The 26,966-nt window shown below is 63.5% G+C and carries 22 protein-coding genes; 20 read left to right on the top strand and 2 right to left on the bottom strand.

Going from position 1 to position 26,966, the window contains the following annotated elements:
- The first annotated feature begins 11 nt into the window (after nucleotides 1-11).
- The 11 genes from gspD (at nucleotide 12) to JHD82_RS16150 (ending at nucleotide 13,443) form a co-directional block, all read left to right on the top strand.
- Entirely contained in the window at nucleotides 12-2,585 is a 2,574-nt protein-coding gene (gene gspD, locus JHD82_RS16200; RefSeq protein ID WP_199137450.1) for a type II secretion system secretin GspD, read from the top strand.
- Between the two features lie 70 nt (nucleotides 2,586-2,655).
- Complete coding sequence (locus tag JHD82_RS16195; RefSeq protein WP_199137442.1) at nucleotides 2,656-3,093, top strand: hypothetical protein; 438 nt, start codon at nucleotides 2,656-2,658, stop codon at nucleotides 3,091-3,093.
- Between the two features lie 211 nt (nucleotides 3,094-3,304).
- A complete protein-coding gene (locus JHD82_RS16190; protein WP_199137440.1) occupies nucleotides 3,305-5,020 on the top strand; it encodes a cell surface protein in 1,716 nt (571 codons plus the stop codon).
- 149 nt (nucleotides 5,021-5,169) lie between these two features.
- A complete protein-coding gene (locus tag JHD82_RS16185; protein WP_307838103.1) occupies nucleotides 5,170-6,033 on the top strand; it encodes a peptidylprolyl isomerase in 864 nt (287 codons plus the stop codon).
- A gap of 246 nt (nucleotides 6,034-6,279) precedes the next feature.
- Entirely contained in the window at nucleotides 6,280-7,080 is an 801-nt protein-coding gene (locus tag JHD82_RS16180; protein WP_199137465.1) for an ABC transporter permease, read from the top strand.
- Nucleotides 7,077-8,360, top strand: coding sequence for an ABC transporter ATP-binding protein (locus JHD82_RS16175; protein ID WP_199137421.1), 1,284 nt, complete (start codon nucleotides 7,077-7,079; stop codon nucleotides 8,358-8,360). Before JHD82_RS16180 ends, JHD82_RS16175 begins: the two co-directional genes overlap by 4 nt.
- A 3-nt stretch (nucleotides 8,361-8,363) precedes the next feature.
- A complete protein-coding gene (locus tag JHD82_RS16170) occupies nucleotides 8,364-9,437 on the top strand; it encodes an acyltransferase (protein WP_199137419.1) in 1,074 nt (357 codons plus the stop codon).
- Between the two features lie 42 nt (nucleotides 9,438-9,479).
- Complete coding sequence (locus JHD82_RS16165; RefSeq protein WP_199137418.1) at nucleotides 9,480-10,379, top strand: bifunctional 2-polyprenyl-6-hydroxyphenol methylase/3-demethylubiquinol 3-O-methyltransferase UbiG; 900 nt, start codon at nucleotides 9,480-9,482, stop codon at nucleotides 10,377-10,379.
- Between the two features lie 40 nt (nucleotides 10,380-10,419).
- The gene (locus tag JHD82_RS16160; protein WP_199137416.1) at nucleotides 10,420-11,280 is read left to right on the top strand and encodes a bifunctional 2-polyprenyl-6-hydroxyphenol methylase/3-demethylubiquinol 3-O-methyltransferase UbiG; all 861 of its coding nucleotides are present in this window, start codon (nucleotides 10,420-10,422) and stop codon (nucleotides 11,278-11,280) included.
- Between the two features lie 7 nt (nucleotides 11,281-11,287).
- On the top strand, nucleotides 11,288-12,319 hold the full coding sequence (locus tag JHD82_RS16155; RefSeq protein ID WP_199137414.1) for an acyltransferase: 1,032 nt from the start codon (nucleotides 11,288-11,290) through the stop codon (nucleotides 12,317-12,319).
- A gap of 23 nt (nucleotides 12,320-12,342) precedes the next feature.
- A complete protein-coding gene (locus JHD82_RS16150) occupies nucleotides 12,343-13,443 on the top strand; it encodes an acyltransferase (protein WP_199137413.1) in 1,101 nt (366 codons plus the stop codon).
- On the opposite strand, the gene JHD82_RS16145 is transcribed toward JHD82_RS16150, so the two are convergent.
- Complete coding sequence (locus tag JHD82_RS16145; RefSeq protein WP_199137411.1) at nucleotides 13,421-17,212, bottom strand: methyltransferase domain-containing protein; 3,792 nt, start codon at nucleotides 17,210-17,212, stop codon at nucleotides 13,421-13,423. The genes JHD82_RS16150 and JHD82_RS16145 overlap by 23 nt on opposite strands.
- A 344-nt stretch (nucleotides 17,213-17,556) precedes the next feature.
- On the opposite strand from JHD82_RS16145, the gene JHD82_RS16140 reads away from it, so the two are divergent.
- The 6 genes from JHD82_RS16140 (at nucleotide 17,557) to slmA (ending at nucleotide 23,582) form a co-directional block, all read left to right on the top strand.
- Nucleotides 17,557-18,330 (top strand): glycosyltransferase family 2 protein, encoded by a 774-nt coding sequence (locus tag JHD82_RS16140; protein WP_199137409.1) that lies wholly within the window; start codon nucleotides 17,557-17,559, stop codon nucleotides 18,328-18,330.
- A gap of 5 nt (nucleotides 18,331-18,335) precedes the next feature.
- Complete coding sequence (locus tag JHD82_RS16135; protein WP_012203250.1) at nucleotides 18,336-19,439, top strand: glycosyltransferase family 4 protein; 1,104 nt, start codon at nucleotides 18,336-18,338, stop codon at nucleotides 19,437-19,439.
- Between the two features lie 109 nt (nucleotides 19,440-19,548).
- Complete coding sequence (gene argB, locus JHD82_RS16130) at nucleotides 19,549-20,439, top strand: acetylglutamate kinase (RefSeq protein WP_012203251.1); 891 nt, start codon at nucleotides 19,549-19,551, stop codon at nucleotides 20,437-20,439.
- A 120-nt stretch (nucleotides 20,440-20,559) separates the two neighbouring features.
- On the top strand, nucleotides 20,560-21,279 hold the full coding sequence (locus tag JHD82_RS16125; protein WP_012203252.1) for a response regulator transcription factor: 720 nt from the start codon (nucleotides 20,560-20,562) through the stop codon (nucleotides 21,277-21,279).
- A 37-nt stretch (nucleotides 21,280-21,316) separates the two neighbouring features.
- Nucleotides 21,317-22,804, top strand: coding sequence for a sensor histidine kinase (locus JHD82_RS16120; RefSeq protein ID WP_199137407.1), 1,488 nt, complete (start codon nucleotides 21,317-21,319; stop codon nucleotides 22,802-22,804).
- A gap of 82 nt (nucleotides 22,805-22,886) precedes the next feature.
- Nucleotides 22,887-23,582, top strand: coding sequence for a nucleoid occlusion factor SlmA (gene slmA, locus JHD82_RS16115; RefSeq protein ID WP_012203254.1), 696 nt, complete (start codon nucleotides 22,887-22,889; stop codon nucleotides 23,580-23,582).
- 102 nt (nucleotides 23,583-23,684) lie between these two features.
- Here the strand turns inward: slmA and JHD82_RS16110 are convergent, their stop codons facing one another.
- Entirely contained in the window at nucleotides 23,685-24,197 is a 513-nt protein-coding gene (locus tag JHD82_RS16110) for a Mor transcription activator family protein (protein ID WP_199137405.1), read from the bottom strand.
- A 146-nt stretch (nucleotides 24,198-24,343) separates the two neighbouring features.
- On the opposite strand from JHD82_RS16110, the gene JHD82_RS16105 reads away from it, so the two are divergent.
- The 3 genes from JHD82_RS16105 (at nucleotide 24,344) to JHD82_RS16095 (ending at nucleotide 26,940) form a co-directional block, all read left to right on the top strand.
- Nucleotides 24,344-24,958 (top strand): S24 family peptidase, encoded by a 615-nt coding sequence (locus JHD82_RS16105; protein ID WP_026062523.1) that lies wholly within the window; start codon nucleotides 24,344-24,346, stop codon nucleotides 24,956-24,958.
- A gap of 440 nt (nucleotides 24,959-25,398) precedes the next feature.
- The gene (locus JHD82_RS16100; protein ID WP_199137403.1) at nucleotides 25,399-25,884 is read left to right on the top strand and encodes a hypothetical protein; all 486 of its coding nucleotides are present in this window, start codon (nucleotides 25,399-25,401) and stop codon (nucleotides 25,882-25,884) included.
- Nucleotides 25,885-26,013: 129 nt separating this feature from the next.
- On the top strand, nucleotides 26,014-26,940 hold the full coding sequence (locus JHD82_RS16095) for a phage tail tube protein (protein ID WP_012203258.1): 927 nt from the start codon (nucleotides 26,014-26,016) through the stop codon (nucleotides 26,938-26,940).
- Nucleotides 26,941-26,966 lie beyond the last annotated feature (26 nt).

The raw sequence follows: 26,966 nt of genomic DNA, 5'->3' as shown, positions 1-26,966 counted from the left end.
CAAGAGAATCTATGCAACTGCCTAATCGACCTATCCGAACCGCATTGGCACTCGCCGTGTGCCAGTTGCTGCTGGCCTGTGCCCAGCCGGCCAAGAACAACTTCGTGAGCCATTTCCGTGACGATACCGTTCAACGGGACTATGTCTTTCTGCCCGAAGGAGAGGATGCCGATGGCGCATCGCAGGGCAAAAAAACTTCGGACGATGCTGATGGCGCCAAGCCACGCATCCTGTCCGGGACGGGCAAGTTGCTGGGCGATGCCAAGGCATTTCCTCCGGTGGCTGGCAAGCCCTCCAAGCTCAACTTCGAGGACGCGCCACTGTCCCAGGTAGTGCGCACGGTGCTGGGCGACATCCTGTCGCTCGACTATGTGTTGCATCCGCCGATCACGGGCAACATCACGCTCAGCACGCGCAGTGCCATTCCGGCGGACCAGATCCTCAACCTGCTGGAGACTGCTCTGCAGGCCAATGGCATGGCCATGGTGCGCGATGCGCGCGGCACCTACCATGTGGGCCGGGTCGATGCACTAAAGAGCATAGGTGCCACCGTGCGCCAGGCCACGACCGACAAGCCGCTGGCACCAGGATACGGAACCATCATCGTGCCGCTGCAGTACATCGGTGCCAACGAGATGGCCGCCATCCTGCGGCCCATGGTGCCTGGCGATGCCATCGTGCGCGTGGACAACATCCGCAACCTGCTGGTGATGGCGGGTTCGCGGGCGCAGGCCGAAGGCTGGCTGGACATGGTGCGGACTTTCGACGTGAACCTGCTTGAAGGTATGTCCGTAGGCGTCTTTCCCCTCAAATATGTCTCCATCCAGGAAGTCAGTGCGGCGCTGCAGGTCATGAATGGTGGAGGCGCTGGCGGTGCCGCAGTTCCTGGGGCGCCCGGCGCTGTCGGTGGATCAGTCCGGCCGGGTGCGGCCGTTGGCGCAGCTGCGGCGGCCAGCGCAGGCGCGGTGACATCGCTGAGCGAGGGCAACCCCATGTTCGGCGCGCTGCGCATCATCCCCATCGAGCGTCTCAACAGCGTGATCGTCATCACGCCCCGGGCGGCCTATCTGGACGAGGCGCGGCGCTGGCTGGCCAAGCTGGACCAGCCGGGCTCCGGAGGCTCGCAGCCGCAACTGAACATCTATCGCGTGCAGAACGGCAATGCCAAGCATCTGGCCGGCGTGCTGGCCGGCATCTTCGGTGGCTCTGCGGGCGGCAGTACGGCCAACAGCGGTGTGGCTCCCGGGTTGGGAACCTCGACTTCAGGGACCTCGGCTTTCGGGAACAACAGCTTTGGTAACAGCGGTTTTGGCAATAGCGGTTTTGGCAATAGCGGTTTCGGAAGCAGTGGTTTCGGAGGAGGCGGCTTCGGGAGTAGCGGCTTCGGAGGCAGTGGTTTCGGAGGTGGCGGCTTCGGAAGTGGCGGTTTTGGCAATAGTGGCTTTGGATCGAACTCCGGGCAACGCTTCGGTTCCACGACATCCGGGGTTGGCAATCAGGCGGGAACGGGTCAAGGCATGGTCAGCGCCAATCTGGGCAGCGTGCGCGTCATGGCGGATGAGCTCAACAATTCCGTGCTGGTCTGGGGTACGCCGGCAGAGTTTGAACGCATCGAGGCCTCGCTCAAGAAGCTGGATCTGCCGCCGACACAGGTGCTGATCGAGGCCAGCATCGTGGAAGTAACGCTCAATGACTCGCTGCAGTATGGCCTGCAGTGGGCCTTCACTGGCGATGTGGGCAACAAGGGGTACAGCGGCGCTGGAGGTTTGCTGGGCGCATCAACTACCGGTACCGTTGGCGCCTCGAACATGGATACGACGACCGGCGCGCTGGGTGGGACGGGGTTGTTGGGTGCCGTTGCTCAGGGCGCTGGCTTCAATTACACGCTCAAGAACTCACTTGGCAATATCAAGGCCGTGCTTACGGCCTTGGCAAATAAGACGCAGGTCAAGGTGGTGGCCAGCCCTACCTTGATGGTGCTTGACAACCATATGGCTGCAATCACCGTTGGGGCGCAGCAACCCTATCAAGCCGGCACCGCGGTGGTTGGTACTTCGGGAACGCCCATCAGTAACTATGCATACAAGGATACCGGGGTGAGCCTGCAAGTCGTTCCCTCGGTCAATGCGGGTAATCTGGTCACCATGACAGTCAATCAGTCAGTGACCGACGTGGGCGGTAAGGATGACATTACGCAGCAGCGGGCGTTCTTGCAACGTCAGATTTCAAGCCGTGTGGCGGTTCGGTCGGGCGAGTCCATCGTCATGGGTGGCCTGATACAGGAGAATTCCAGTACGGGCCGTGCCGGCATTCCCTATCTGTATGACTTGCCTGTTGTCGGCAATCTTTTTGGTACCACCAACAACTCCGGCGCCCGTACCGAACTCATCGTCATCATCACCCCGCGCGTGGTGCGTACCGACATCGACGTGCGCGAGGTCAGCGACGACCTGCGCGAGCAGATGCGTTCCCTGGCTCCGCTGCTCAAATCACCATCCTCGGGGCGCGCAGCGTCCGACGAGTCCTTCCCTGCGCCATCCAAGGCCTCTGTAGAAGTGGGTCCTCTGGCGCCCGCCTCGCGCTGAACTTGCTGGCATGGCGGAACGTTCGAACCCTACTCGCCTCGAAACTTCTTTTGTAGAGGAAAAAAACCATATGAGCAACAAGATCATCAATCTGTCGCCATCACGGCGCTCCCCTTGGCTGACCTGGGGTGTGGGGGTGGCCTGCGCCGCGCTGCTGGCAGGCTGCGCCACCATGGGCGATGGCGGAAAGACGCCCGAGGACATCGTGAACGCCCGCTCGGCGGCCTACCTCAAGGCACGGCAGAGCGGCGATGTGGACAAGGCTTACACCTATCTGACCCCTACCTACCGCGCGCTCAAGAACAAGGAGCGCTTCCGTCTGGAAAACGGGGCAGCCACCGTGCTCAAGGGCGGTGAGCTGCTGTCTACCACCTGCGTGCCCGAGCGCTGCGTGGTACGCCGCAACTTCACGACCATAGTACCCACCATGCCTGGCGTGGATGTACCCATCAGTATCACCGAAGCCTGGGTGGTCGAAGATGGCCAGTGGTGGCTGTTCCTGGAATAAGTTCAGGCGCCATTGTGTGAAGTGGTAGATTGAAGGGATAATTCGCCGTCCCTGCGGTAGTGCATGTCGGACAAGTGTTGTTTTTTTCGCAAAGCAGCGCTTGCAAGCCCCCAGAAAGCCATATGGCGGCGTAACCGGCTGTGCTACGATTCCTCGGCGATCAATCGTGGTGGTTGCAACTACCTTATCTTTTTTACTGGAGATAGTTCTTATGAAGAAAAATGTTCTGGCCCTGAGCATTGCTGCCATGGTTGGTGGCCTGGGCTTTGCAGGCGTGGCTTCGGCCGGTATCATCCAAGGCACTGCCACTCCTACGGCAACGACCCTGGGCGCTACCAACGCGGCTGGCTTCCAGCTGAGCGAAGGCGGCACGGGCCACAACCTGGTGGTGCCTTACTTCAGCGCGCAGAACGGCAACATGACCGTTCTGCACCTGGTGAACACCGACACCCAAAACGGCAAGGCCGTCAAGGTGCGTTTCCGCGGCGCCGCCAACTCTGACGACCTGATGGACTTCCAAGTCTTCCTGTCGCCCCAAGACGTGTTCACTGCTGCCGTGACGCAAGGCGCCAATGGCGTTCTGCAACTGGTCAGCTCGGACAACACCTGCACGCTGCCCCGCCTGAACTCTGCTCCTCTGCAAGCCACTCCCGATGGCGCAAAGGCTGCTAACGCAGTCGGCTTCTTCAACGGCACCACTGCCCGCCTGAACCCCAAGCTGTCGGCTGACGCCCTGGCTTCCGGTTCGCGTGAAGGTTATGTTGAAATCTTCAACATGGCTGACATCCCGAGCGCTGCTGTCTACAACGGCAACAACACGCAGTCGAACCTGTACAAGACGATCAAGCACAACGCTGCTGGCGTGGCTGCTTGCGACAGCACCGTGCTGAACCCCGCTGTGCTGACCACGGACTATGACGGCGCCGCTGCTGAAGCGAATGCTGCACGCGTTGGCCTGGCTACTCCGACCACCGGTCTGATGGGTGACTGGTACATCATGAACGTGCCGCAAACGACGACCTTCTCGGGCGCCGCTACGGCTCTGACCGCTGTGACCGCTGGCGCTACGCCCGTGGCCGCTCGCGGCAACTTCGTGCTGTTCCCCCAGCGCGCTACCGCTGTGACGGCTGCTGTGGCCAACAATGCCACGGCTGACCCGCTGTTCCGTACGGTTGACGTCGGTCTGGCTAAGGATGCTGCTGGTGCTGTGTCCGGTGGCACGTTCACGAACCCCGTGATCCGCGCAGGCCAATACGACCTGCCCGACATGTCCACGCCTTACTTCGTTGCACCTTCGACTACGGCTCCTCTGGATCAAGCCCAGGCCCTGTCGCAACAGCTGGCTGTGGGTAGCGTGATCAACCAGTACGCCAACGACACCAGCATCTCCGGCAAGACCGACTGGGTGTTCTCCATGCCCACCCGTCGCTACAGCGTGGCACTGAACTACAACGGCGCAGGCACCACGCCCGCTGCCCGCGTGTTCACGGCTAACATCCTGGGTGCTGGCACCACGGCCTTCTTCCACGACGGCAACACCGAAGTGACCGCTGCTACTGGCGACGCTCGCATCTGCGTGACCGCCGACGGCCAGTCCTTCTACGGCCGTGAAGAACAGTTCCGTGAAGACGGTGCCGTTCTGTCGCCCGGTCAAGTCGCTCAAGTTCGCTTCTGCGGCGAAACCAGCGTGCTGAGCTTCGCCGACACCGGCAACTCCGTGCTGGGTGCTTCGGTTGCCCGTCAAGACACCGGTGCTTCCGCCTTCATGCGCGGCTGGGCCAACGCCAACGTGAACAACGGTGGCAACGGTCTGCCTATCCTGGGCGCTTCTTTCCAGAAGCTGACCAACCCCAGCGCTGGCGCTGGCTTCTCGGGCACCTACGGCATCACCTGGCCCCACCGCTCGACCGCCCCTGTGGCTCCCTAATAGATTGTTTGCGTAAGCAGGCAACTTAGGAACTAAGTGGCACTCTAAAAAAGCGGGACGCAAGTCCCGCTTTTTTTATTTGTATCGATGACATCCGACGCAACATGCAATTGACCAAGACTGCTTTTTCTTCCCTGTCACGCAACTCCGTGGCGCTGGCCCTTGCTGCTGGCTATCTGCTGGGCGCTACGGCCCAGGCTGATCAAGCTGCGGCACTGATGGACGGTCCTGCCCGGATCACCGCCGCCGATGTGAATGCCGACGCACAGCGCATGCCCGAGATGCTGCGCAACCAGGTGCTCAGTGATCCGAAGAAGGTGGAGCAGGTCGTCTCCAACCTGTATGTGCGCCGCGCCCTGGCTGACGAGGCGCAGAACATGGAATTTGCCAAGCAGGCCGATGTGCAGGCCGCCTTGCGCCTGGCACGCGACAAGGTGTTGTCGGATGCATGGCTGCAGCACATGCAGACCAAGCATCGCCTTTCGGACCAGTTGGCCGAAGCACAGGCCCGCAATGTGTACAACGCCAAGCCCGTCCGCTTCGAGCAGTTTGAGCAGGTCCAGGTGCGCCACATCCTGGTGGCTGGCGACACCCCGGAAGCCAAGGCCAAGGCCGAAGAACTTCTGACCCAGCTCAAGGCGGGCGCTGATTTCGCCGAGCTGGCCAAGACCAATTCGGACGACAAGGGCAGTGCTGCCAAGGGAGGCGATCTGGGCTACTTCGAAAGCGGCCGCATGGTGCCCGAGTTCGATCAGGCCGCCTTCGCGCTCGACAAGCCCGGCGCGCTGAGCGATCTGGTGAAGACCAAATTTGGCTACCACATCCTGCGCCTGGAAGCGCGTCGCCCGGCCGGTGTACAGCCTTATGCCGAAGTGCGGGAACAGTTGCTGACTGAGGTGCGCAACAAGGCGGTACAGGAAGCGATTGACCTGGAAGCCGAAAAGCTGCGCAGCCAGGGCAAGTTGAATGCGGATGCGATTCGCGCCTTCAGCGAAGGCGTCAAAAAGCCCTGACCTGTTTGCTGCGCAGGGCCGCCTAGCGGCTTGAGCAGATGGGATCAGCAAGGTCCAGATACCGGTCTGGACCTTGCTGCACGTTGCTTGCCTTAGAGGTCAAGCTGCAAAAACTGACAATCTTTGCGCAAGCCGTCCATGTCGCACTGACACATGGCGTGTGTAATGCGCGAAAATCGCAGGTTTGGCATGAATGAAGTGCTGCGCCACCGTTTCTGGGGCGCGGCGCTTTTTGCTTTACAACGCATGTACTCTTTACTCGGCGAATGCCGCGCGCTGTGGCAGGCCCGCAGCCTGCTGTGGGTGATGACCCGGCGCGAGGTGGCGGCTCGCCACGCAGGCACGGCCGCTGGCGTGCTCTGGCCCTATCTGCAGCCGCTGCTCACGGTGGCTGCCTACTATCTTGTGTTTGATGTGGTGTTCTCCATGCGCCTGGGGGACAACGCGCCTACGCATGCCGTGGGTGCGTTTCTGGTAGTGGGCGCCTTGCCCTGGATGGCATTCTGCGACGCCACGTCGCGCGGCATGAACAGTCTTGTCGAGGCGGGCGGCATCCTGCAGAAGAATCCTTTGCCACCTGTGCTCTTCCCCCTGCGGGCCGTCTTGGCCAGCAGCGTGATCTTCGGGCCGCTGCTCGTGTTGGTGGCTTTGGCCTATCTGCCGCAGCACGGATTGAACACATCGATGCTGGCCTTGGTGCCGCTGTTGCTGGGTCAATTGCTGCTGTGCGCACTGCTGGCCTATGCACTGGCCATCCTGACGGCGGCACTGCGTGACGTAGGCCAGCTGGTGACCTTCCTTTTGTCGGTGGGGATTTATCTGTCGCCCATTCTGTTTCCCTTGGCCTTGTTTCCTGAGCGGTGGCGCTGGGTGCTCTGGGCCAACCCCATGACGGCGCTGGTGCTGGGTTACCAGAACGTGTTGCTTCAGGGATTGTGGCCGCAGGCCTCCGTGTGGGTGGCGCTTGTTGCATGGCTTTTGGTGCTGGCCGTGCTGCTCAACGGCCTGGTGCGGCGCAGCCGCGATCAATTGGTGGACTGGCTATGAACGCCAAGCATGTCGAGCTGCCCGAAGATCTGGTCCTGCGCGTGCGTGACCTGGGCAAGGAATACAAGCTGTACCCGTCGCCGCGTGCACGGTTCAGGGCGCTGCTGACGGGCGCTGCCACGCACCGCAGCCATTGGGCGCTGCGTGATGTGTCGTTCGAACTGCACCGTGGCCAGTGCATTGGCGTGATCGGCGATAACGGTGCGGGCAAGAGCTCGCTGCTGAAGCTGCTGGCAGGCACCTTGCAGCCCAGTTGCGGAACGATCGAGCGGGTGGGCCGGGTGACGGCCATCCTTGAGTTGGGCGCGGGCTTCCATCCTGATTTCAGCGGCCGGGACAATCTGTATTTCGGCGGCAGCCTGATCGGCATCAGTCCCGAACGCATGCGCGAGCTGGAGCCTGAGATTGCTGCCTTTGCAGAGCTGGGCGAGGCGATGGAGCGCCCGGTCAAGACCTATTCGTCAGGCATGACCGTTCGGTTGGCGTTTGCGTTGGTGACGGCGGTGCAGCCGGATGTGCTGATCATCGACGAGGCTCTTGCCGTGGGCGACCAGCATTTCCAGAAGAAGTGCATAGAGCGCATCATGGCATTCCGCAACAGCGGCTGCACCATCCTGTTCTGCTCCCACAGTCCATATCACATTCGCCATCTCTGTGATGCTGCGCTGTGGCTGCGCGGTGGGCAGGTGGCACAGTTCGGCGATACCGAGCCGGTGCTGGCCGCCTACGATCTGCATACCCGCGAACGCCAGGAGCGTGAGCAGCTGGCACTGGAGGGCGCGGTCGTGCCGCGGGTGCCGGGCCATGAGGAGGAAAAGGCACGCGAGGCCACGGCGCCTCCTGCAAGCCCCGTGGCTGCGGTGGACAGCGGCACGGCCTGCATCCTGTCGGTGGATGTGAAGGACCTTGCGGAGCCCGTGGGCGACCAACCTGGACTGCTGCAGAGCCAGGATCTGGTGGTTACCATCACGGCGCGAGGACGTGGCAATGAGCGGCCCCACATAGGCTTCATGATCGAGCAATCCAAAGGCGTGGGAATCACCTCGCTGGCCACCCACGAAGACAATGCGTTCCCGCGTCAACTGCCGGATGGAACCTGGCAGACGGTGCTGACCTTTCCCGAGCTGCCTTTGCACAGCGGGGACTATGTGATCAGTGCCTTCCTGTTCGATGAGACGGGATTGGCTGTCTACGATGAATGGTTTCAGTTTCTGCACCTTCGCTTCATCTTTCCGAAGCCACTGCCGGGGCTGGTGCGCCTGCCCCATCACTGGAGTTGAAGCATGGCGCAGGCACAGGACGGATTGCCGCAGGCGGCGGTGGCAGAGGGCGCTGCGAAGGGGGGCACTAAAAGCGGTGTGGATCCGCGTCTGAGCTTGCTCAAGGTGTTGGCATCCTTCGCCGTGATCATGGTGCACACGGCGGTGCTGCGGGTCTCCCATGTGGATGCGCACAGCCTGGGCTGGTGGGTGGCCAATGTGGGCGATGCGGCAGGGCGTTTTGGCAGTTCGATGTTCGTGATGGTCGGGGGCGCCGTATTGCTGGCGCGTCCCGCCGAGCGTGATCCCTGGGGGTTTGTGGGCCAGCGACTGTCCCGCTTGCTGCCCGCGCTGCTGTTCTGGTCGGTGTTCTATTTCACCTGGCGTGAATGGATGTGGGGCGGCATCACCTGGCCCGGTATCGTGCAGGATGTCGTGCTGGGCAGCCCCTGGTACCACCTGTGGTTCATGTACATGATGCTGGGCCTGTATCTGATGATGCCAGCCATGCGTTACGCGGTCCTGGGCGTGGGGGAGGGGCCAGGCTGGCGTCACCTTTTGGTGGTGGCGGCAGGAATGACCTGGTTTGCCTCCATCGCGCAGACACTGCAAAAGACATCGCATGCCAGCTTCATTGGCCTTGCTCCCTTGTTTGTTGTCTATTTCCTGGGTGGCTACTATCTGCTGCGGCGTCCGGTGCGCGTTGCCACTTGGCAGCTTGTGGCCGGTGTAGTGCTGGCTGTTGCGGGCATGGCGGTTGGCGTGGCGGTGGCCTATTCGGTGCTCAAGGATTGGGCCTTCGTGCTTTTCTACAGCAACCGCAGCCCCTTTGCGATGCTGCTGACTTTCTCGGTGTTTTTGCTGGCATTGCGCCTGCCGCCTCAAGCCGTGCCAGCCTGGGTCAACCACCTGGGCAAGGCGACCCTGGGCATCTATGCCATCCACCCATTCTGGATCGACATGCTGGCGCGCTGGGGCTATGGCCTGCCGCAGGCAGGCGGATACTGGCCAGTACTGACGCTGGTGGTGTTTGCCTTGTCTGCCCTGACCTCGCTGACTCTTTTTTCGATTCCCGGGTTGAGGCGCCTGGTGAGCTGAGGTCGGCGGCAAAGCCAATCTCTCGCAATTTTTGATATACCGATGAATACAACGAATTCTTCCCCCGCGATAACCAGTGAAGGACAGCGACTGTTGCTCGAGGCACAGCAATTGTTGGTGCAAGGAGACTTGGCAGGTGCTGCCCAGGTCCTGGTGCGGGCCCGCAGCGAGCGCGATACGCTGCTTCAGGCGCATGAACTGATTGAGGCCCATGGCCTTGTGGGCTCGTTCTCCAACATCATGGGGCTGGAGTGCCGGATTTCGCCCCAGGACGATATCTTCGGGTTTTTCTGCGGCCACCCTTCCAGCCTGAATCCCCTGCGCGACTACTTCGCCGACGGTTGGCGCACGCTGTCGGAGCTGATGCTGCTGCTGGAGGCTGTGGACAAGCCTTTGCTGCGCACGGCCAGCGTCCTGGAGTTCGCGAGTGGTCACGGCCGCTTTACGCGGCACCTGGTCAAGGCGCTGGGGGCGGAACGGGTCACGGTCTCGGACATCGTGGTCGATGCTGTGGATTTTTCGCAGCAGACCTTCGGCGTGAAGGGCTTTGCGTCGGCCAGCGTGCCGGAGCAGGTACGCTGGCCGCAGCAGTACGAACTGGTGTTCGTGCTCTCGCTGTTCAGCCATCTGCCGCGCTCGACCTGGACGCGCTGGCTGCAGGTGTTGCGCGATGCGGTGGCTCCTGGCGGGTTGCTGGTTTTCAGCACGCACGGCATGAAGGCCGCAGATTTCGACAGCGTGAAGCTGGATGACGAGGGATTTTTCTTTGCCCCGTCAAGCGAGTCGAATGCCATCGATGCCAATGAGTATGGAACGGCGTTCACTTCCGAGCGATTCGTCCTGGACCGCATTGCCGAAACCTGGGGGGGCGATGCACTGCGTCACCGATCACTTGTGCATTTCTGGAACCACCAGGATGCCTATGTGCTGCAGCGGCTGTAAGCGCTGGCAGGACTGTATATAGAACAAAGAGGACGATTGCATGAGTTGGATGTTGCGCTTGCAGGAGAGGCTGTTGGGCCTGGCGCCATGGGATGCCGGCAAGATCACCGATGAGTGGTTTCGTGCGCATTTCAACTATGCAGCGGATCTGGCCCATGACTGGCTGGGACAGTCATTGGATTTGTCCAAGGCCAGGTTGCTGAATTTCGGTTGCGGCGATGGCATCACCGATCTGGCTTTGGTGCTGCGCCATGGCGCAACCTCCATCCATGGCATCGATATCCGCCAGGAGTACGCCAAGCTGCCGCGCATTGCACGCGAGCAGTTGGGCATGTCGCGTATTCCCGCTGCGCTGAGCTTCGAGACCATCGAACCGAATTCGCCATTGGCCGGCCGGCATGCGAACTATGACGGATTGCTCAGCTGGTCCACCTTCGAGCATGTGCAGCGCGACAAGGTGCTGCCGATCCTGTCCGACCTGTATGCCTGCCTGCGCCCGGGAGGCGTGTTCTTCCTGCAGATCGAGCCCTTGTTTCATTCTCCCTGGGGCTCGCACCTGCGCCGCTACGACGATGTGCCCTGGCACCACTTGCTGGCGTCGGAGGAGGAGTTGTGGAGCATCATCGAAAAGCATGAAGGTCCGCTGGACGCCGCCGAGGTGGACTTCGGCTTTGCCGATTTCGGTGTCGATGGCTACAAGCGCTTTGTCTTCAAGGAGTATCAGGCGCTGAACCGGTTGACGGCAGACGAACTGGTCGATATCGCTCGTCAGGCCGGCTTTGAGGTGTTGCGTGAGGAGCGGCGCCAGGTGGACATGGCCATTCCCGAGGCGCTGGTGGGGCGCTATCCCGAGGAGTGGCTGCGCAACAACGAGATTTTGCTGTTGTTGGGCAAGAGCTGAGCTCGCGATGAGTGCTCCTGGCCTCACGGCGCGGCCTGCGCATCACAATGGCTTCGATGTGTTGCGCATGGCAGCAGCGTCTGCCGTGATATTCAGCCATCACTTCCACATCACGGGCACCAAGCCTCCCGGGTGGCTGCACGCAGATATGGTGGGCGGAGTGGCCGTGATGACCTTTTTCAGCATCAGCGGCTTTCTTGTCACATTGAGCTGGTTGCGCGATCCTCGGGTTCTGGCATTCGTTTTCAAGAGGCTGCTGCGACTTTGGCCAGGCATGCTTGTCGCCGTCTTGTTGGGCGTATTTCTGTTCGGTCCCATCTTCACGTCGTTGCCACTGGGCGAATTCCTGATTCATCCGGAAACGCTGGCGCATTGGCGCAATCTCTTGCTGGTCAAGGCCTATGTCGTGATGCCTGGGGTGTTCCCTGCAAATCCACTGGCAGGACTGATGAATGGCCCCTTATGGACGATTCCCTTGGAGCTGTTGTGCTACGCCGTCCTTGTGGGTGCTGGCGCCCTGGGGGTTTTCCGTTGGAGGCCATTGGCATGTACCTTGCTTCTGGCCTATCTGGCCTTCTTTTTGGCAATGAGAAACGCGGACCTGACAGGGTCAATGCGGCATTGGTTTGAGTATCCTGCCTACTTTGCCTTCGGCAGCCTGCTTGCCTTGTGGCAACAGCGGTTTGCTGAGCACGGCGGTGTGATGGTGCTGGTACTGCTGCCGTTGTCTGCCGTGCTGTTCTTCGGGTTGACGCTTCAGCATACGGCGGGGCTGCTGCTGCTTCCCCCGCTTCTGGTCTATCTTGGATCTTTGCGCGCCCCTGTCTTTTCCTGGCTGCACCGGGCAGGAGATCCTTCATATGGCATCTATGTATTGGGATGCCCGATACAGCAGGCAGTGCAGGCGACGTGGCCACACTTGCCGTTTGCCTGGAGCCTTCTGGCCGCGCTCATGCTGGCGTTGGTTGCTGGTTATGCCTCCTGGCATCTGGTGGAGGCTCCCGCCTTGCGTTTCAAACGTCTGGCACATCGTTTTTGAGTTTGGCAGGGGGTTAATGCTGCATGGAGAATTCCCAAAGCATCGGCAACCGCTTTGATCTACTGCGCCTTGCGGCGGCTCTGGCCGTCTTCGCCGCGCACGGAGATTTTCTGTATCGACTCCATCTGCCCGTGCCATTTCCGGGGCATAGCCTCGGGTCGTTGGCGGTTTATGTGTTTTTCTTTATCAGCGGCTATCTGGTTTGCGAGAGCTGGACGCGGGCACCCATGTGGCGCGCCTTTTGGCTGAAGCGCTTGATGCGCATCTTCCCGGGTCTGGCAGTGGCTGTCACTTTTTCGGTTTTTGTGCTGGGCTGGGCCGTCACCACGATGCCGTCCACTGAATACTGGGCCGCGCGAGGAACCTGGAACAACTTCCTGAACAATGTGATGGGCTTGGCGACCGTCCAGACCCTGCCAGGTGTGTTCGAGTCAAATCCGTTTGCGCGTGCAGTCAATGGTTCGCTGTGGACCATACGCTACGAGCTTTTCATGTACCTGCTGCTGGCATCGCTGGCATGGTTTGCCAGTGGACGCCGCTGGATTTACCCCCTGTCGGCTTTCCTGCTGGCGATTGCGTGGCAGCTTGCCCGCAGCGGAGGGTGGGATGAAGCCTTGGCAGCCACAGGTGGTCCGGTGGCCGAGTTGTTCAGATGGCGGGATTTCTGTGGCTTTGGCGTGCCGTTTTTTCTGGGCAGCACGATGGCAGCCTACCGCGTCCGTCCCCGTGCATGGATGGCTGCAATTGCATTGGGCGCCATCGTATGCGCATTGCTGACTGACGCTGCGCTTTGGCGGCAGGTTGCCGTTTGGGCTCTGATTGCCTGCGGGACGTTCTATGTGGCCTTCGTGGGCAATCCGAAGGCTGGCAGCCGTTGGCGTGTAGATTTGTCCTATGGCGTATACATCTACGCTTTCCCTGTGCAGCAAGCCGTCGTTGAACTGTGTCTGCGCAGGGTGTGGCCGCTGTGGGTCAGCTTGCTGGTGTCTCTGGGACTGATCCTGGCGTTGGCCCTGCTGTCCTGGCATTGTGTTGAGCACCCCTGCATTCAGGCGGCCAAGCGTTGGTTGAAGCGCTGGCCTGCCATTGGAGGGGCACAGCCTAGGCCTGCAGCCAATTCTTGACCCGGCGTTGCCAGTGCGCGGGAATGCGCCTGGCCACGCCGCGCAGGATGGGTAGCGAGCGCAGATGGGCCAGCAGGATCAAGGCCCCAGATCTTGCCGCATGGTCCTGGCGTTGCAGGCGATGTGTGGCCAGGAAGGCCGCATCCAGCGGCTGGAGCATGGCCCGATCGCGCGGCTGCAGCCCCTGGAGATAAGCGTCGCCATAGAAAGTGGCTCCCGGCTGGGCGGCCGCACTCCCTGCTGCGGTGGGTTGCTGCGGTGGCTGCCCTTCAATGAAGTGGCGTTCGCGTATTTGCGCGAAGAAGTCCAGCCATTGGGCGGCGCTGGCGTCCCAGGGCATGACCCAGGACCAGTCGCGGCCCGCCAGCCTTTCGGGGAAGGCTCCTATGTCGGGCGCGACGATCGGCAGCCCGGCGGCCAGGCAGGCGCTCAGGGTGTAGCTGTAGGTCTCCGGCCATTGGGCGGGGAACCAGGCCAGGTCGGGCTGCAACCACTGCAGCAGAGCAGGCAGTTCTTCTTCCTTGTAGCCGCCGTGCACGGTCAGGCGTGCGCGGGGCTGGGTCTGCAGGCTGCGGTAGGCATAGCCGAGCAGATGGAACTCCACCGGGGTGCCACGCTTGGCGGCCTCCTGTGCCACGGCTTCCAGTACGTCGGCGCCCTTGATGGCGCTCATGGCTCCCAGTACGACGATCTTGAGCGGGGCAGTGGCGGCCAGCGGGTGTGCCACCGGGGCCGGCAGCTGTGCCGGCAGGTCGGTGTGGGCAACCGCCTGGACGCGGGCACCGGGCACGAAACCGGCGATCCGGCTGGCCGTGTCCTGGCTGGGGGCCAGCACATGGCGCGCGTTGTTCAGCAGCAGCGCATTGCGGTGGCGCCACTGGGCCACGGTGCCGGCATAGGGGGCTGTGTCCGTGGGTTCGCAGCAGCCGCACTCGCCCGCACGGAGCGGCACAACGTAGCGGTTGTCGATGCCGGTCAGCGAGATGTTCTTGCAGTAGGTATAGAAATCATGGGCCGTGAAGTCATGGGCCGCACCCAGACGGGCGGGAAGGTCCAGGATGGCTTCGCTGTGGCCCAGGAGATGCTGGTAGTGCACGTGCACCACGCCTAGTTGGCGCAGGGCCTGCACCAGCTCCTCCATCTGGTCGTTGATGCGGAAGGCGAGCTCGAATGCCTCCTTCTCCTCGGCACGGCGCAATACCACGGTGCCACCTGCGGCTGGCGAGAGCATGAGGAACAGCGCCTTGCCTTGCAGGAACTGCGCCAGTTCGCGCACATGGCGCACCGTGCCGCCCGCCCGATCGTGGAGCACGGCCAGCACCACGGGCTGCTGCGCTGCCTCGGCCTGCAGGCGTGCCACATCCAGCGCCAGGCGTGCCGTGCGTGCAGGGTCGGCCTGGACGAAGGCCATGACATCGGCTTCGTAGCGCGGATGCAGGCGGCGCAGGGTTTCCATGGCGGCACGTTCGCGCGGGCTCTTGCTTTCGCCGAAGCTCACGCCGCCCGTGTGCAGCACAAAGGTGTCCAGCAGATGCAGGTTGCGCCAGCCAGCGGCTGCGGCACGCTGGCAGAAGTCGTTTTCCTCGCCATAGCCCTTGCCGAAGTGCTCGGTATCGAACAGGCCGACGGCGTTCAGGCTGTCGCGGCGGATGTACATGCAAAAGCCCACGCCGGTCGGCACGTCTACCACCTGGCCGGGATTGGTGCGCGCGCACAGTGCGTCGATGGCGGCCGTATCCATGCCGGGCGGCAGGTCGTTGCCCTCGCAAAAGCGCGGGTAACTGCAGATGGTGGCGTTGTTGGAGAACGGCGTGACGGAGGCGATGCGTGCATCGCCGTAGGCAGCCTGGCGGATGCGGTCCAGCCAGTTATTGGCGACCACGGTGTCGCTGTTGAGCAGCAGCACGTCATGGGCGGTGTTCAGCGCCATGCCTCGGTTGACGGTACCGACGAAGCCGAGGTTCTCCTCGTTCTCCAGCAGGGTGATGCGGGGCTCCTGTGCCGCCTTCTCGCGCAGCCAGGCCGTGACTTCGGGCTCCGGGCTGGCATCGTTGATGACCACCAGTTGCCAGTGCGTGCGGCAGGGGCTGGCCAGAACGGATTCGATGCAGTTGCGTGTGTCGTCCAGGCCGCGGTACACGGGCACGATCACATCGACGGGCTGCTGGGGCATCGGCTGGGGTACGGCTGTATGGAGGACGGGGGCAGGCACTGTCGTGCGGCCCAGCAGGCGGTCAATGCGCATCTTGGCGTGGACGAGGGGGCGCGTGGCCCGGAATACGGTGGAGTTCTCGATGTCGCGCAGGTGCTGCTCCAGGCGCGCGAAGTCCCGCTGTACGCGGGTGGCTTCCTGTTGCCAGATGGCGCGCTCCTTGCTCTGTGACTGGTGGCTGTCTTCCAGGAGGGCATTGCGGTGCTGCAGCCTATGGATCGTAGCGCTGTGCTCTTCCAGTTGCTGGACATCCTGCGCATGCTGCTGCTCAAGCAGCATGCGCTGTGTGTGCCACTGATCCTGCAGATCATTGGCCCGGCTGCGCTCCTGAGCGATCTGTCGTTCAAGCGGCTGCACGGCGCCAGCCAGCGCCAGATAGTCGGCCGACATGGGCCATCCCATCTCGATCTCCAGCGAGGCGCCACGCAGCGCAGCCAGGGTTTCTGCAGGAATGGGCAGTTCGAACCAAGGGTCATCGCCGGTCAGCAGCAGCATCAGCGAGAAGGCGCCTGCCGGATGAAGTCCATTCCACACGAGCTGATGATGCGGGCGTTGCCCCAGCAAGGCGGCGTCCGAATCCTCGGGCAGCCATTGCCAGACGACGGCGCCTTGCGCATCGAGCAAGGCCAGCCGGTGCAGATGTACGAAGCCCGGCCGGTCGGCCAAGTCCAGGCGGAGATGGCTCAGCGAAGTGTTGTGGTCGGGCAGTGCAAAGCGCAATGTCTGACGTGCCTGGCCAATGATGCCGGTGGTGGAGAGCTTGCTCTCTTCCTCATAGCGGCCAGCGCGCGCCATGTAGAGCTGGGCCGTGAACAGCGCATGCCCCTGGGGGTAGTTCAGCGGCGGCTCGATGGGCAGCGCCTGGGCGGCGGGTGCCGCACTGGCGATGAACTGGTAGGCCAGTGCATCCGGCGTGGCCAGCAGGTGGCGGGCAACGGCCGGGGGCAGGCTGTCGTAGGCGACGCGGAATTCCGATTCGGGAAGAGCGCGCTCGATGGTGTCGATGTCATCCACCTGCCAGCCTTGCTCGGCCAGAAAGCGCGACAGCGAGCGCCGCGTGAAAAAGCGCAGGTGGGTGCGGTCCAGCAGGCCTTCTTCGCGGTAGCGGAATTCGCCGTGAAGCAGTTCTGCCACCAGGCCGCTGTAGCCTGCGTTGGGTACGGAGATCAGCAGACGGCCTTCAGGCGTCAGCCGCTTGCGGCAGGCAGCCAGGATGCGCTCGGGCTGGCGCAGGTGCTCGAGCACGTCGGCGCAGACGATGTAGTCATAGCGCGCGTCGCCGAAGAGCTGGTCCAGGTCGCAGTCCTCCAAGTCGGCCACATGGACATGGCGGTAGAAGGGCGCTGCATGGCGTGCCTCTTCCTGGCTCAGGGTGACGCCGTCGCAGACGCATTGCTTGTGCTCGGTGAGGAAGGCGCCCAGCGCGCCGCTGCCGCAGCCCAGATCCAGTATGTGCGCCTGGGCCCGGACATGGCCGGCCAGCACGGACAGCGACGTGCGCTCGTTCAGATCGACGGTGCGCAGGTAGACGTGGGGATCGGGAATGGGTGTGGTCATAGGAAATGAGGTGCCAGGCGCGGTCCGGGCAGGGATCGATCGCCCGTCATATTCATCTGCGCCAGTCGACCGTGGCCGGTCCGCAGAGAGCAGCAGGGCATGCCCACGCCAGGCGCAAAAAATCCCGGAAGTCCGGGCGGCAGATTGTCGCGCATCATAATCCCGGCCACCGCAGTGATTGCATGGCATGGCGGGTTAATGACATTTTGTGCGGCTGTTGCATTTCCTTGCATCACGGCATACCCGCTGACGCCTTCCGGGCGCCTTCCGCTGAATACTCGGAGCCGCCGTTTTTTCGGCGCAGGTATGCGGGTTGGAATTTGAAGATCTGAAGGGCGGCATTGATGGGTTCATCGTTGGTCGTGTCGGTGGTGAGCCACGGACATGGCGCTCATATACAGAGGCTGCTTGAATGCCTGGCATCGGCGCGCCTTGCGCCGATGTCCCGCGTGGTGCTGACGCTCAATATTCCCGAACCGGAGCCCCTGGCTCCAGCGACCGGCTGGCCTTTTGTCCTGGAGATCCGGCGCAATGCGCAACCCCTGGGTTTTGGCTGCAATCACAACCGGGCGCTGGCGAATGCCCGGGAGGCGTTTGTCTGCGTGATCAATCCTGACGTGTACTGGGGAGCGCAGGAAGAGCCGCTGCAAGAGCTTCTGGCGCTGGCGGCCCGGCCGGGATTGGCCCTGGCCTATCCCCCGCAGATCGGCGAAGACGGCACGCTGCAGGATTCCGAGCGGGAGCTGCCATCTTTCTGGAATTTGCTGCGACGCAAGCTGCACGGACGTGTGGAGCAGCGTGTGGAATGGGTCAATGCGGCCTGCCTGGTGCTGGGCCGGGACAGCTGGATGCGGCTGCGTGGGTTTGACGAAGGTTTCTATATGTATTGTGAGGATGTGGATCTGTGCCTTCGCCTGCGGGTGCTGGGCGGAGAGCTTCGGCGCGGTGAGTTACCTGTCGTCCATGCGGGTCAGAGGGCGAGCCGGCGCAGCCTGCGCCATGGCGCATGGCACGTGGCCAGTCTGCTGCGGCTGTGGAGCCGTCCGGCCTACCGCAAGGCCCGAGCCTTGCCACAGGCTGCGCCCTCGCTTCGCAGCCTGAACGGGGAGCCGTCGTGATCTGGATGGCGGTATTGGCCTTCATGGTGTCTTGCACCGGCTGTGCGCTGCTGGTGCGCTGGGCCGGGCGGTCCTCTACGTCCTCTTACGGATATGACAAGCCGCAGCGCTTTCACATCGGCGAGGTACCCCGGCTTGGGGGTGTGCCGATGTACCTCGGACTGGCTGTCTCCTGGGGCGTGGGCACCTGGCTGAGCATGCGCGGAGATCCTTCCTCGCTGCGCATGCAGCTGTGGGTTGTCGTGTGCCTGGCCGCCATGCTGCCGGCCGTGGTCGGCGGCGTCATCGAGGATGTATCGCAGCGCCTGAGCGTGCGTTACCGGCTGGTGCTGACCCTGCTGAGCGCCGTGCTGGCGGTTTTGCTGTGCGGCCTCACCGTGCCCCGGCTCGGCTGGCCCTGGCTGGAACAGGCACTGGGTCCGGCCATGCCCTGGCTGGGCATGGGCCTGGCCGTGCTGGCCCTGACGGGGCTGCCCCATGCCTTCAATATCATCGACGGCTACAACGGGCTGGCCGGCATGGTGGCCACCATCATCTGCCTGGCGCTGGCCCACGTGGCCCTGCAGGTGGGGGACCGGACCCTGGCCGCCATGCTGGTGACGCTGGCCGCCGCCACCTGCGGCTTCCTGGTCTGGAACTACCCGCGCGGCATGATGTTTGCAGGCGATGGCGGGGCCTATGTCTGGGGACTGGCGATTGCCCTGGCCAGCATTGCCCTGGTGCAGCGCAATTCCGCAGTCTCGCCATGGTTTCCCATGCTGCTGCTGATCTATCCGGTCTGGGAGACGGTGTTTTCCATTTACCGCAAGCTGATGCGCGGCATGTCGCCGGGCATGGCGGATGCCCTGCATTTCCACCAGTTGATCTACCGGCGCATCGTGCGCGGCGTGTTCGACGACGATCTGGCACGGCGCATGCTGCGCCGCAACAACCGGACTTCGCCCTACCTGTGGGCCTTCACGCTGCTGACCGTGGTGCCGGCATTGCTGTTCTGGAGCAACACGCCCGTTCTGGTGGGCTTTTGCCTGCTGTTCGTGGTCAGCTATGTGATCGCCTATCTGGCCATCGTGCGCTTCAAGCTGCCGGGCTGGATGCAGAACAATGGATGATGTCCGGGCGCCATGGGCGTTCCGTCATCCGGGCATGCAACACTGCCGCGCAGTTGCGGCACAATGCCCGCCTTGTTGTTGACTACTTCCACGCCCCAGGGCTAGCACCATGAACGATATCCTCTCGATTGCCCCCCGCGACAAGGCCGAAATCCTCGCCCAGGCCCTGCCCTATATCCGCAAGTTCCATGGCAAGACCATGGTCATCAAGTATGGCGGCAACGCCATGACCGATCCGGCCCTGCAGGCCGACTTCGCGGAAGACGTGGTGCTGCTGAAGTTGGTGGGCATGAATCCGGTGGTGGTGCATGGCGGCGGGCCGCAAATCGAGACGGCTCTCAACCGCCTGGGCAAGAAGGGCGAGTTCATCCAGGGCATGCGCGTGACCGACGCGGAAACCATGGAAGTCGTGGAATGGGTGCTGGCCGGCGAGGTGCAGCAGGACATCGTGGGCCTGATCCACCAGGCCGGTGGCAAGGCCGTGGGCCTGACAGGGCGCGATGGTGGCCTGATCCGCGCACGCAAGCTCAAGATGGTCGACAACAAGGATCCGAACATCGAATACGACGTGGGCCAGGTGGGCGATATCGTCTCCATCGACCCCAGCGTGGTGCGCGCGCTGCAGGATGACGCTTTCATCCCCGTGATCAGCCCCATCGGCTTTGGCGAGGAAAACGAGAGCTACAACATCAACGCCGACGTGGTCGCCAGCAAGCTGGCCACCGTGCTGCAGGCCGAAAAGCTCGTGCTGCTGACCAACACCCCCGGCGTGCTGGACAAGGCGGGCAGCCTGCTGACCGACCTCACGGCGCGCGAGATCGACGCCCTGTTCGCCGACGGCACCATCTCGGGCGGCATGCTGCCCAAGATCAGCGGCGCCCTGGATGCCGCCAAGGCGGGAGTCAACGCAGTGCACATCATCGACGGCCGCGTGCCGCATGCCATGCTGCTGGAAATCCTGACCGACCAGGCCTACGGCACCATGATCCGCAGCCATTGAGGCCCGATGGCGCGGACTTTGCGGTTCGCGTTACCATCGCGCATGGCCCGGGCGTGGTCTGACGGCCTGGGCCGGTTTGCTGCAAGCCGCCTTTGGGCGGCTTTTGTTTTTAGGTTTGATATGCGTTTGCTTCTTGTGGAAGACGATGTGATGGTGGCCAGCGGCATCAAGCTGGGGCTGTCCGATGCGGGGTATGCCGTGGACTGGGTCGGCAGTGCCGAGCGCGCCCTGGAGGTGCTGGCCCAGGAAGCCTTCGACCTGGCCGTGATCGACATCGGCCTGCCGGGCATCGACGGGCTGGAACTCACACGCCGCCTGCGCAGCAGCGCCGTCGAGAGCTCGGCCATGCCCGTGCTGATCCTGACGGCGCGCGATGCGCTGCAGGACCGCGTGCAGGGCCTGGACCAGGGCGCCGACGACTACATGGTCAAGCCCTTCGAGCTTCCCGAACTGCTGGCCCGGCTGCGTGCGCTGCTGCGCCGGTCACAGGCAGCCACATCGGCCGTCCTGAGCTTCGGTCCCATCGAGCTGGACACGGCAGGCCGCCGCGCCGGCGCGCGCCAGCCTGCGCAAGACGATGAAAGCGAGGGAAAGCTGCTGCCCATCGACCTGGGTCCGCGCGAATGGACCGTGCTGGAATACCTGCTGATCCACGCGCCCAAGCCCGCCAGCAAGGACAAGCTGCTGCAGGCGCTCACGGGCTGGGACCGCGAGATCACGCCCAATGCGGTCGAGGTCTATGTCTCTCGCCTGCGCAGCAAGCTGGAGCCGCATGGCGTGGCGCTTCGTTCCATCCGTGGCTTCGGCTATCGGCTGGAGCTCTCGCATACCGCCGCCTGATGCGGACATGGCGCATGGCCCCAGGCGCTGACCGCCCATGACGGCCAATCTGCGCCTTCGCCTGCTGGTGCTGCTGGTGGTGCCGCTGACGCTGCTGGCACTGATGGGCGGCTGGTTCGGCTATCGCTCGGCAGACGAAGCCTCCACCCAGCATGACCAGCGCCTTTTGCGCCTGCTGCCTGCGCTGGCCGATTCGGTGCTGGCGCCGTCGATCGCCGAGGGAACGCCGCCCCTGGTGGCGCTGACGCCCGCCATCGAGGACGTCTTGCGCCAGCGCGGCGACGACGTCGGATACGCCATCGGCGACCTGCAGGGCCATGTCGTTGCCGGCGACACCTGGATCCGCTTCGACGTGCCTTCCACGCCGCTGGCCGAGTTCCACAGCCAGGAGCATGACGGCCTGACCTACCGCGTGGCCGTCATGCGCGCCGAAACCTATGGCGCCGGTGAAATGGTGCTGGTGCTGGCCGACGGTGGCGATGTGCGCCAGCAATGGGTACGCCAGTTGCTGCTGCATGTGCTGCTGCCCAGCGTGCTGCTGATCGCGGGTGCCGGCATTGCCATCTACTGGTCGGTCAGCCGGGCTTTCCGGCCGCTTCTGACTCTTACCCAGGCCGTCGAGCGGCGCTCGCCGCGCGACCTCAGTCCCATCTCGGAGCACAGCTCGCCGGCCGAAGTCCGTCCGCTGGTGCGCTCGCTCAATCGCCTGTTTGCACTGGTCAACGCACAGGCCGAAGGCCAGCGGCGCTTTGTGGCCGATGCGGCCCATCAATTGCGCACGCCCCTGGCAGCCTTGCAGGCCCAGGTCGAGGCCTGGGCGCTGAGCGCGCAGGCTGCCCAGGCCGAGGCGAGGCGCAAGGGCACCGAGGCCCAGGTGGTGCTCAGCGTGACGCAGATCGAGCAGTTGCGCGATGCCACGCGGCGCACCTCGCAGCTGGCACGCCAGCTGCTGGCGCTGTCACGTGCCGATGCGCGCAATGCTGAAGTCCAGCCGCTGCAGAAGGTGGACCTCAAGGACCTGTGCGAAAGCATGCTGGAAATGTTCTTCGACCAGGCCAGCGCCAAGGGGCTGGACTTCGGCCTTGACGTTGCTCCGGCCAGTGTCTGGGGCCACAGCTGGCTGCTGCGTGAACTGGTGTCCAACCTCGTGGACAACGCCATCAAGTACACGCCGCCCGGCGGCAGCGTCACGCTGCGCTGCGGCATGTACCATGGCGCGGGGCAGTCTGCGGATGAACCGCAAGGCTGGGCCTTCCTGGAGATCGAGGACGACGGCCCCGGCGTGCCCGAGGCCGAGCGCTCGCAGATCACGCAGCGCTTTTACCGCGCGCAGGGCGCGTCCGGCGATGGAACGGGGCTGGGATTGGCAATTGCCGATGAAATCGCCCTGCTGCACCAGGGTACTCTGGCCTTTGGCGCCGGCACGCAGGGCAAAGGCCTGCTGGTACGCTTGGAGCTTCCACTGCAAATGCCGGCCGTGCTCTCGGAAACAATAGCAGCGCAAGCAACAGGCAAGCGATCCTGACGGTTGCGCTCATGGGGACAGCTTTGTGCGGAGTTGCCGCCGAGGGCTGTGAGAGAATTACTTACAAATAGTTGATCTGCTTATGTCCGAGTCTGAAGTTCTGTCGCCTTTATCCGCTCCTGGCGCTGATGTCGTTTCCGACGAAGCCGCCTCCGCTTCCGCCCCTACGCCTGCGCGCAAACGCCCCAAACCCGGGGAGCGGCGCGAGCAGATCCTGCAGGCGCTTGCGGCCATGCTGGAGAAGCCGGGCGCAGAACGCATCACCACGGCAGCGCTGGCAGCCCATCTGGGCGTCAGCGAGGCAGCCCTGTACCGCCACTTCGCCAGCAAGGCCCAGATGTTCGAAGGACTGATCGAGTTCATCGAGCAATCCGTCTTCACGCTGGTGCAGCAGATCGTCGGGCGGGATGTGCCGGAGGAAGAGCGGCCCGCAGTGGACGGAATGCGCCAGGCCAGCCGCGTGATCTCCCTGGTGCTGCAGTTTGGCGAGCGCAACCCCGGCATGGTGCGCGTCATGGTGGGCGATGCCATCGTCTTCGAGCACGAGCGCCTTCAGGCCCGCATGAACCAGTTCTTCGACCGCATCGAATCCACGCTGCGCCAGTGCCTGCGCCCCGCCGCCGGTGCGCTGGGCTCTTCCGCCCCGACGGTCGATGCACAGGTGGCCGCCAGCGTGCTGACATCGTTCGCGCTGGGCCGCCTGCAGCGCTACGCGCGCTCGGGTTTCCGCCGCCTGCCGACCGAGCATCTGGAAGCCAGCCTGGCCTTGATGGTCTGAACATGGCCCAGCGGACCCCAGGGTCCGCTTTGCAGCAAAGCCACCCGCTTGCGCCGGTGGCTTTTTTTGCGACCAGGCCTTGCTTCGTCGCGGGGGCCGTGCTCAGCCCACGAGATTGCGCCGTCGCCTGGCCGGTGCTGTCACGCCCAGCGCCGCAACGATGCGCCCCACCTGGCCTTCCGTAATCCCATGCTCGGCAGCCAGTTGCCGGGCCGTCTTGTCCGTGGCGTAGTCTGCGGCGATGCGCTGGTTGCGCAGTGCCTGCAGTGCGCGCGCTGCCCTGGGCAGCTGGAAGTGGGGCAGGCCGCCATACTCACGTGCGAGCTGGAGCAAGGCTGGCACGCCGATGGTGGCCGCATAGGGATGCTCGGCTGTGACCTTGTCCGGTGTGGGAATGTAGATGCGCAGTCCACCCCAGCGCTGCACCAGGGCCATCGTGGGCTGCAGCCCGATCAGGCGCTCGAAGTCCTGCAGCAGCGGTGGAAGCAGATCGCTGCAAGTGCCATGGTGCGGGTGCGAGGCGGCTGACGCGGGCGTGTGCATGCCGATGGCGGGAGGCAGGGCAGCAGGCCGAAAGCCCTGGAAGGCAGGTGCCGGATGGTGTTCGGAATGCATTTTGGCTGTACGCTCTTGGTTCAAAAGGAAACGGTTCAATTTGAACCATATTCTTGGTCCATAACGAACCACTGTCAAGATTCGCCATGACTGCAAAACCTGTGACTGATGCGCTTACATCCAACGTTGATGAGGTACTGGCGCGCATGGCTGAAGCCTTGGGCCCCGACTGGATGGCGGGCATGGAGGTTCAGCCTGAAACGGTGCGGACCTGGCGCAAGCGCGGGGAAGTGCCAGCACGGCAACTGCTGCGGGCCTCGCAGCGAGCGGGCCGGCCGCTGGAGTATTTCAACGGCACGGGCGCGGCTAAGCCTGTCGCTCGGCATGGTGGGGCGGCCGAAGACGAGTTCACGCAGATCGAGATGCTCGATGCGCACGTCAGCGCAGGGCATGGGGCCGTCAACGGCCCCGACGAGGTGATAGGCCGCTTCGCCTTCCGTTCGTCCTGGCTGCAGTCCAAAGGACTGGGCAGGCACAACGCCAAGATCGTGCGTGCCCGTGGAAGATCCATGGCGGACCGCATCAACGATGGCGACATCCTGCTGGTCAACACCTCGGTCGATACGCTGACCCAGGATGGTGTCTATGTGATCGAGCTGGAGGGTGAGAACTACGTCAAGCTGCTGGAGCGCGACTTCAGCACGGGCGGTGTGCGTATCGTCAGCTACAACCCCGCCTATCCGCCCCAGGTTCTGGAAGGCGAAGCGGCCAACCGGCTGCGCATCTGCGGCCGGGTTCTCTGGCACGGCGGAGAACTCTAGCCCCCGGGCCGCGCCGCCCGGCATCGCTCCAGAGACTTTGCCGCAGGCCTGAGGCCAGCCTGCGCGCTTCCGTCTTCTCCCTGCCTTTCTCGTCCTCCTCTTTCGTGCGTCTGTGCCTGCCCGAGCGGCAGGACGTTTGCGCTTGCCTGGCCGTTGGGATGTGCCGGGCCAAGGCACATGTGCCTGGCATCCAGATCTGCTGCGCCTGAGAAGGCGCGCTCCTGTGGACGCTGAAATCGGGCCTGCATATGCAGGCCTTATTCATTTTTGCCTACCTCGGCACAGTCACTCCATCGCAACGACGCATCTTTTTCTGCGTCTCCCACGGAGTGACCCATGTACGCCATCGCACAACTGTTCCTGCTCTTTGCCGCCCATCTGCGGCCCATCGTGGCCGAGGCTGCGGCGAGCGTGGCAGCGGCCTTTCCGGTGCTGCGCCCATGAATGCCCTGGCCCAGCATCGCAACGCCATCGTGGCCATCCTGGCCTCGGTGCCGCAGATCGGCGTTGTGCAGGACCGCGAACGCCATGCCGCCAGCGATGCCGAGCTGGCCGCCCTGTTCACGTATACGCCGCCTGCAGCAGGCACGGCCCATGTCCGCGGCTGGTGGCTGCGCAGAAGCAGCACGGCCGAGCACGGCAGCAGCACGGCCCGCACGGTAAGCGTGCACCAGTGGACGCTGCATGGCTACCTGGCCATCGCCGACGCCCAGGCCAGCGAGTTGCTGCTGGACGACCTGGTCGAGCAGTTCCGCGCCCTGGTGCGAGCCGATCCGACCTTGGGTGGCGTTTGCCAGCCCGGTCCCCTGGCAGGCAGCGACGACAGCACCGATGGCGTGCAGGTCATGCGTGCCGAGCCTGTGGATTTCGCGGGAGTGCGTTGCCACTCCGTTGTCCTGCAACTCAGAACCTGGAGCTACCTGTGACCTGCACACCACCGAACCGGGCCTAGACCGGATACCCGCAACTTTCCCGCAACCCCTGTGGTCTGCGGCGCTGGAGAACGGCGCCAAAGGCCGCGAAACCTCTCCTCATCTCTTCAAAGGATTTTCCAAATGGCAGCAAAGATCATGCGCAAGATGGCCCTCCTGGCCCTGGTTGAAACTGTTGTCGGCACGGCCGTCGTACCGCTGGCGGCCAATGCCATGCTGGTCAGCGACGTGACCCTCACCCCCATCGAGGGCGACGTGGTCGAGCGCAATAACATCCGTCCCTTCTTCGGCTCCAGCGGCAGCACCCTGGTCACCGAATACCAGAAGGTGGCGTTCTCCGTGGAATTCGCGGGTGTGGCCGCAGCGGGCGAGCGTCCCGGCGTGACCGACCTGTTGCGTGCGTGCGCCGCCAGCGCCAGCACCGAGACTGGCGTGAAGACGGTCTTCTCTCCCGTGACCGACGGCATCCAGAGCGTGACCATCTACGGCAACGTGGACGGCACCCTCTACAAGATGCATGGTGCACGCGGCGAGGTGGAGTTCAGCACCGATGCCAAGGCCATTCCCAAGTGGAAGTTCGAGTTCACGGGCTCCTTCGTCCCCGCCGTGGATGAGGCCCTGCCGGCAGTGGACTACAGCGACTTCGTCGCTCCCCTGGGCGTCAACAAGACCAACACCCAACTGACCCTCGACGGCCTGGCGGTGGCCTGCAGCGCCTTCAGCTTCAAGTGCGGCAACCAGGTGGTCAAGCGCGACCTGATGAACGTGGACACCGTGGAAATCACGGACCGCAAGTCCACGGGCAGCGTCACCTTCGAGAACACCAGCGTGGCCACCAAGGACTGGATCGGCCTGGCGCGTGCCAGCGCCATCGTGCCCGTCACGCTCAAGCACGGCCCCGGCGCCACCAACACCGTCAGTTTCAAGAGCGCGCGCGCCCAGATCGGCAAGCCGACCTACAGCGACAGCGATGGCGTGCAGATGATCACGATCCCCCTGTCGTTCATTCCCTCCGACGCGGGCAACGACGAGTGGTCCATCGAGATCTGACGCCTCACCTCCCTGCCTGACAACTA

Source organism: Delftia sp. ASV31 (genome assembly GCF_016428765.1).
In the GTDB taxonomy this organism is placed as follows: Bacteria; Pseudomonadota; Gammaproteobacteria; order Burkholderiales; family Burkholderiaceae_C; genus Comamonas; species Comamonas acidovorans.
This window is presented reverse-complemented; position numbering and strand designations above follow the sequence as displayed.

What these genes read in the sequence shown, in the direction of transcription:
- gspD (WP_199137450.1), top strand. Translation starts at nt 12, where the DNA reads ATGCAACTGCCTAATCGACCTATCCGAACCGCATTGGCACTCGCCGTG.
- JHD82_RS16195 (WP_199137442.1), top strand. Translation starts at nt 2,656, where the DNA reads ATGAGCAACAAGATCATCAATCTGTCGCCATCACGGCGCTCCCCTTGG.
- JHD82_RS16190 (WP_199137440.1), top strand. Translation starts at nt 3,305, where the DNA reads ATGAAGAAAAATGTTCTGGCCCTGAGCATTGCTGCCATGGTTGGTGGC.
- JHD82_RS16180 (WP_199137465.1), top strand. Translation starts at nt 6,280, where the DNA reads ATGTACTCTTTACTCGGCGAATGCCGCGCGCTGTGGCAGGCCCGCAGC.
- JHD82_RS16175 (WP_199137421.1), top strand. Translation starts at nt 7,077, where the DNA reads ATGAACGCCAAGCATGTCGAGCTGCCCGAAGATCTGGTCCTGCGCGTG.
- JHD82_RS16170 (WP_199137419.1), top strand. Translation starts at nt 8,364, where the DNA reads ATGGCGCAGGCACAGGACGGATTGCCGCAGGCGGCGGTGGCAGAGGGC.
- JHD82_RS16165 (WP_199137418.1), top strand. Translation starts at nt 9,480, where the DNA reads ATGAATACAACGAATTCTTCCCCCGCGATAACCAGTGAAGGACAGCGA.
- JHD82_RS16160 (WP_199137416.1), top strand. Translation starts at nt 10,420, where the DNA reads ATGAGTTGGATGTTGCGCTTGCAGGAGAGGCTGTTGGGCCTGGCGCCA.
- JHD82_RS16155 (WP_199137414.1), top strand. Translation starts at nt 11,288, where the DNA reads ATGAGTGCTCCTGGCCTCACGGCGCGGCCTGCGCATCACAATGGCTTC.
- JHD82_RS16150 (WP_199137413.1), top strand. Translation starts at nt 12,343, where the DNA reads ATGGAGAATTCCCAAAGCATCGGCAACCGCTTTGATCTACTGCGCCTT.
- JHD82_RS16145 (WP_199137411.1), bottom strand. Translation starts at nt 17,212, where the DNA reads ATGACCACACCCATTCCCGATCCCCACGTCTACCTGCGCACCGTCGAT.
- JHD82_RS16140 (WP_199137409.1), top strand. Translation starts at nt 17,557, where the DNA reads ATGGGTTCATCGTTGGTCGTGTCGGTGGTGAGCCACGGACATGGCGCT.
- JHD82_RS16135 (WP_012203250.1), top strand. Translation starts at nt 18,336, where the DNA reads ATGGCGGTATTGGCCTTCATGGTGTCTTGCACCGGCTGTGCGCTGCTG.
- argB (WP_012203251.1), top strand. Translation starts at nt 19,549, where the DNA reads ATGAACGATATCCTCTCGATTGCCCCCCGCGACAAGGCCGAAATCCTC.
- JHD82_RS16125 (WP_012203252.1), top strand. Translation starts at nt 20,560, where the DNA reads ATGCGTTTGCTTCTTGTGGAAGACGATGTGATGGTGGCCAGCGGCATC.
- JHD82_RS16120 (WP_199137407.1), top strand. Translation starts at nt 21,317, where the DNA reads ATGACGGCCAATCTGCGCCTTCGCCTGCTGGTGCTGCTGGTGGTGCCG.
- slmA (WP_012203254.1), top strand. Translation starts at nt 22,887, where the DNA reads ATGTCCGAGTCTGAAGTTCTGTCGCCTTTATCCGCTCCTGGCGCTGAT.
- JHD82_RS16110 (WP_199137405.1), bottom strand. Translation starts at nt 24,197, where the DNA reads ATGCATTCCGAACACCATCCGGCACCTGCCTTCCAGGGCTTTCGGCCT.
- JHD82_RS16105 (WP_026062523.1), top strand. Translation starts at nt 24,344, where the DNA reads ATGGCTGAAGCCTTGGGCCCCGACTGGATGGCGGGCATGGAGGTTCAG.
- JHD82_RS16100 (WP_199137403.1), top strand. Translation starts at nt 25,399, where the DNA reads ATGAATGCCCTGGCCCAGCATCGCAACGCCATCGTGGCCATCCTGGCC.
- JHD82_RS16095 (WP_012203258.1), top strand. Translation starts at nt 26,014, where the DNA reads ATGGCAGCAAAGATCATGCGCAAGATGGCCCTCCTGGCCCTGGTTGAA.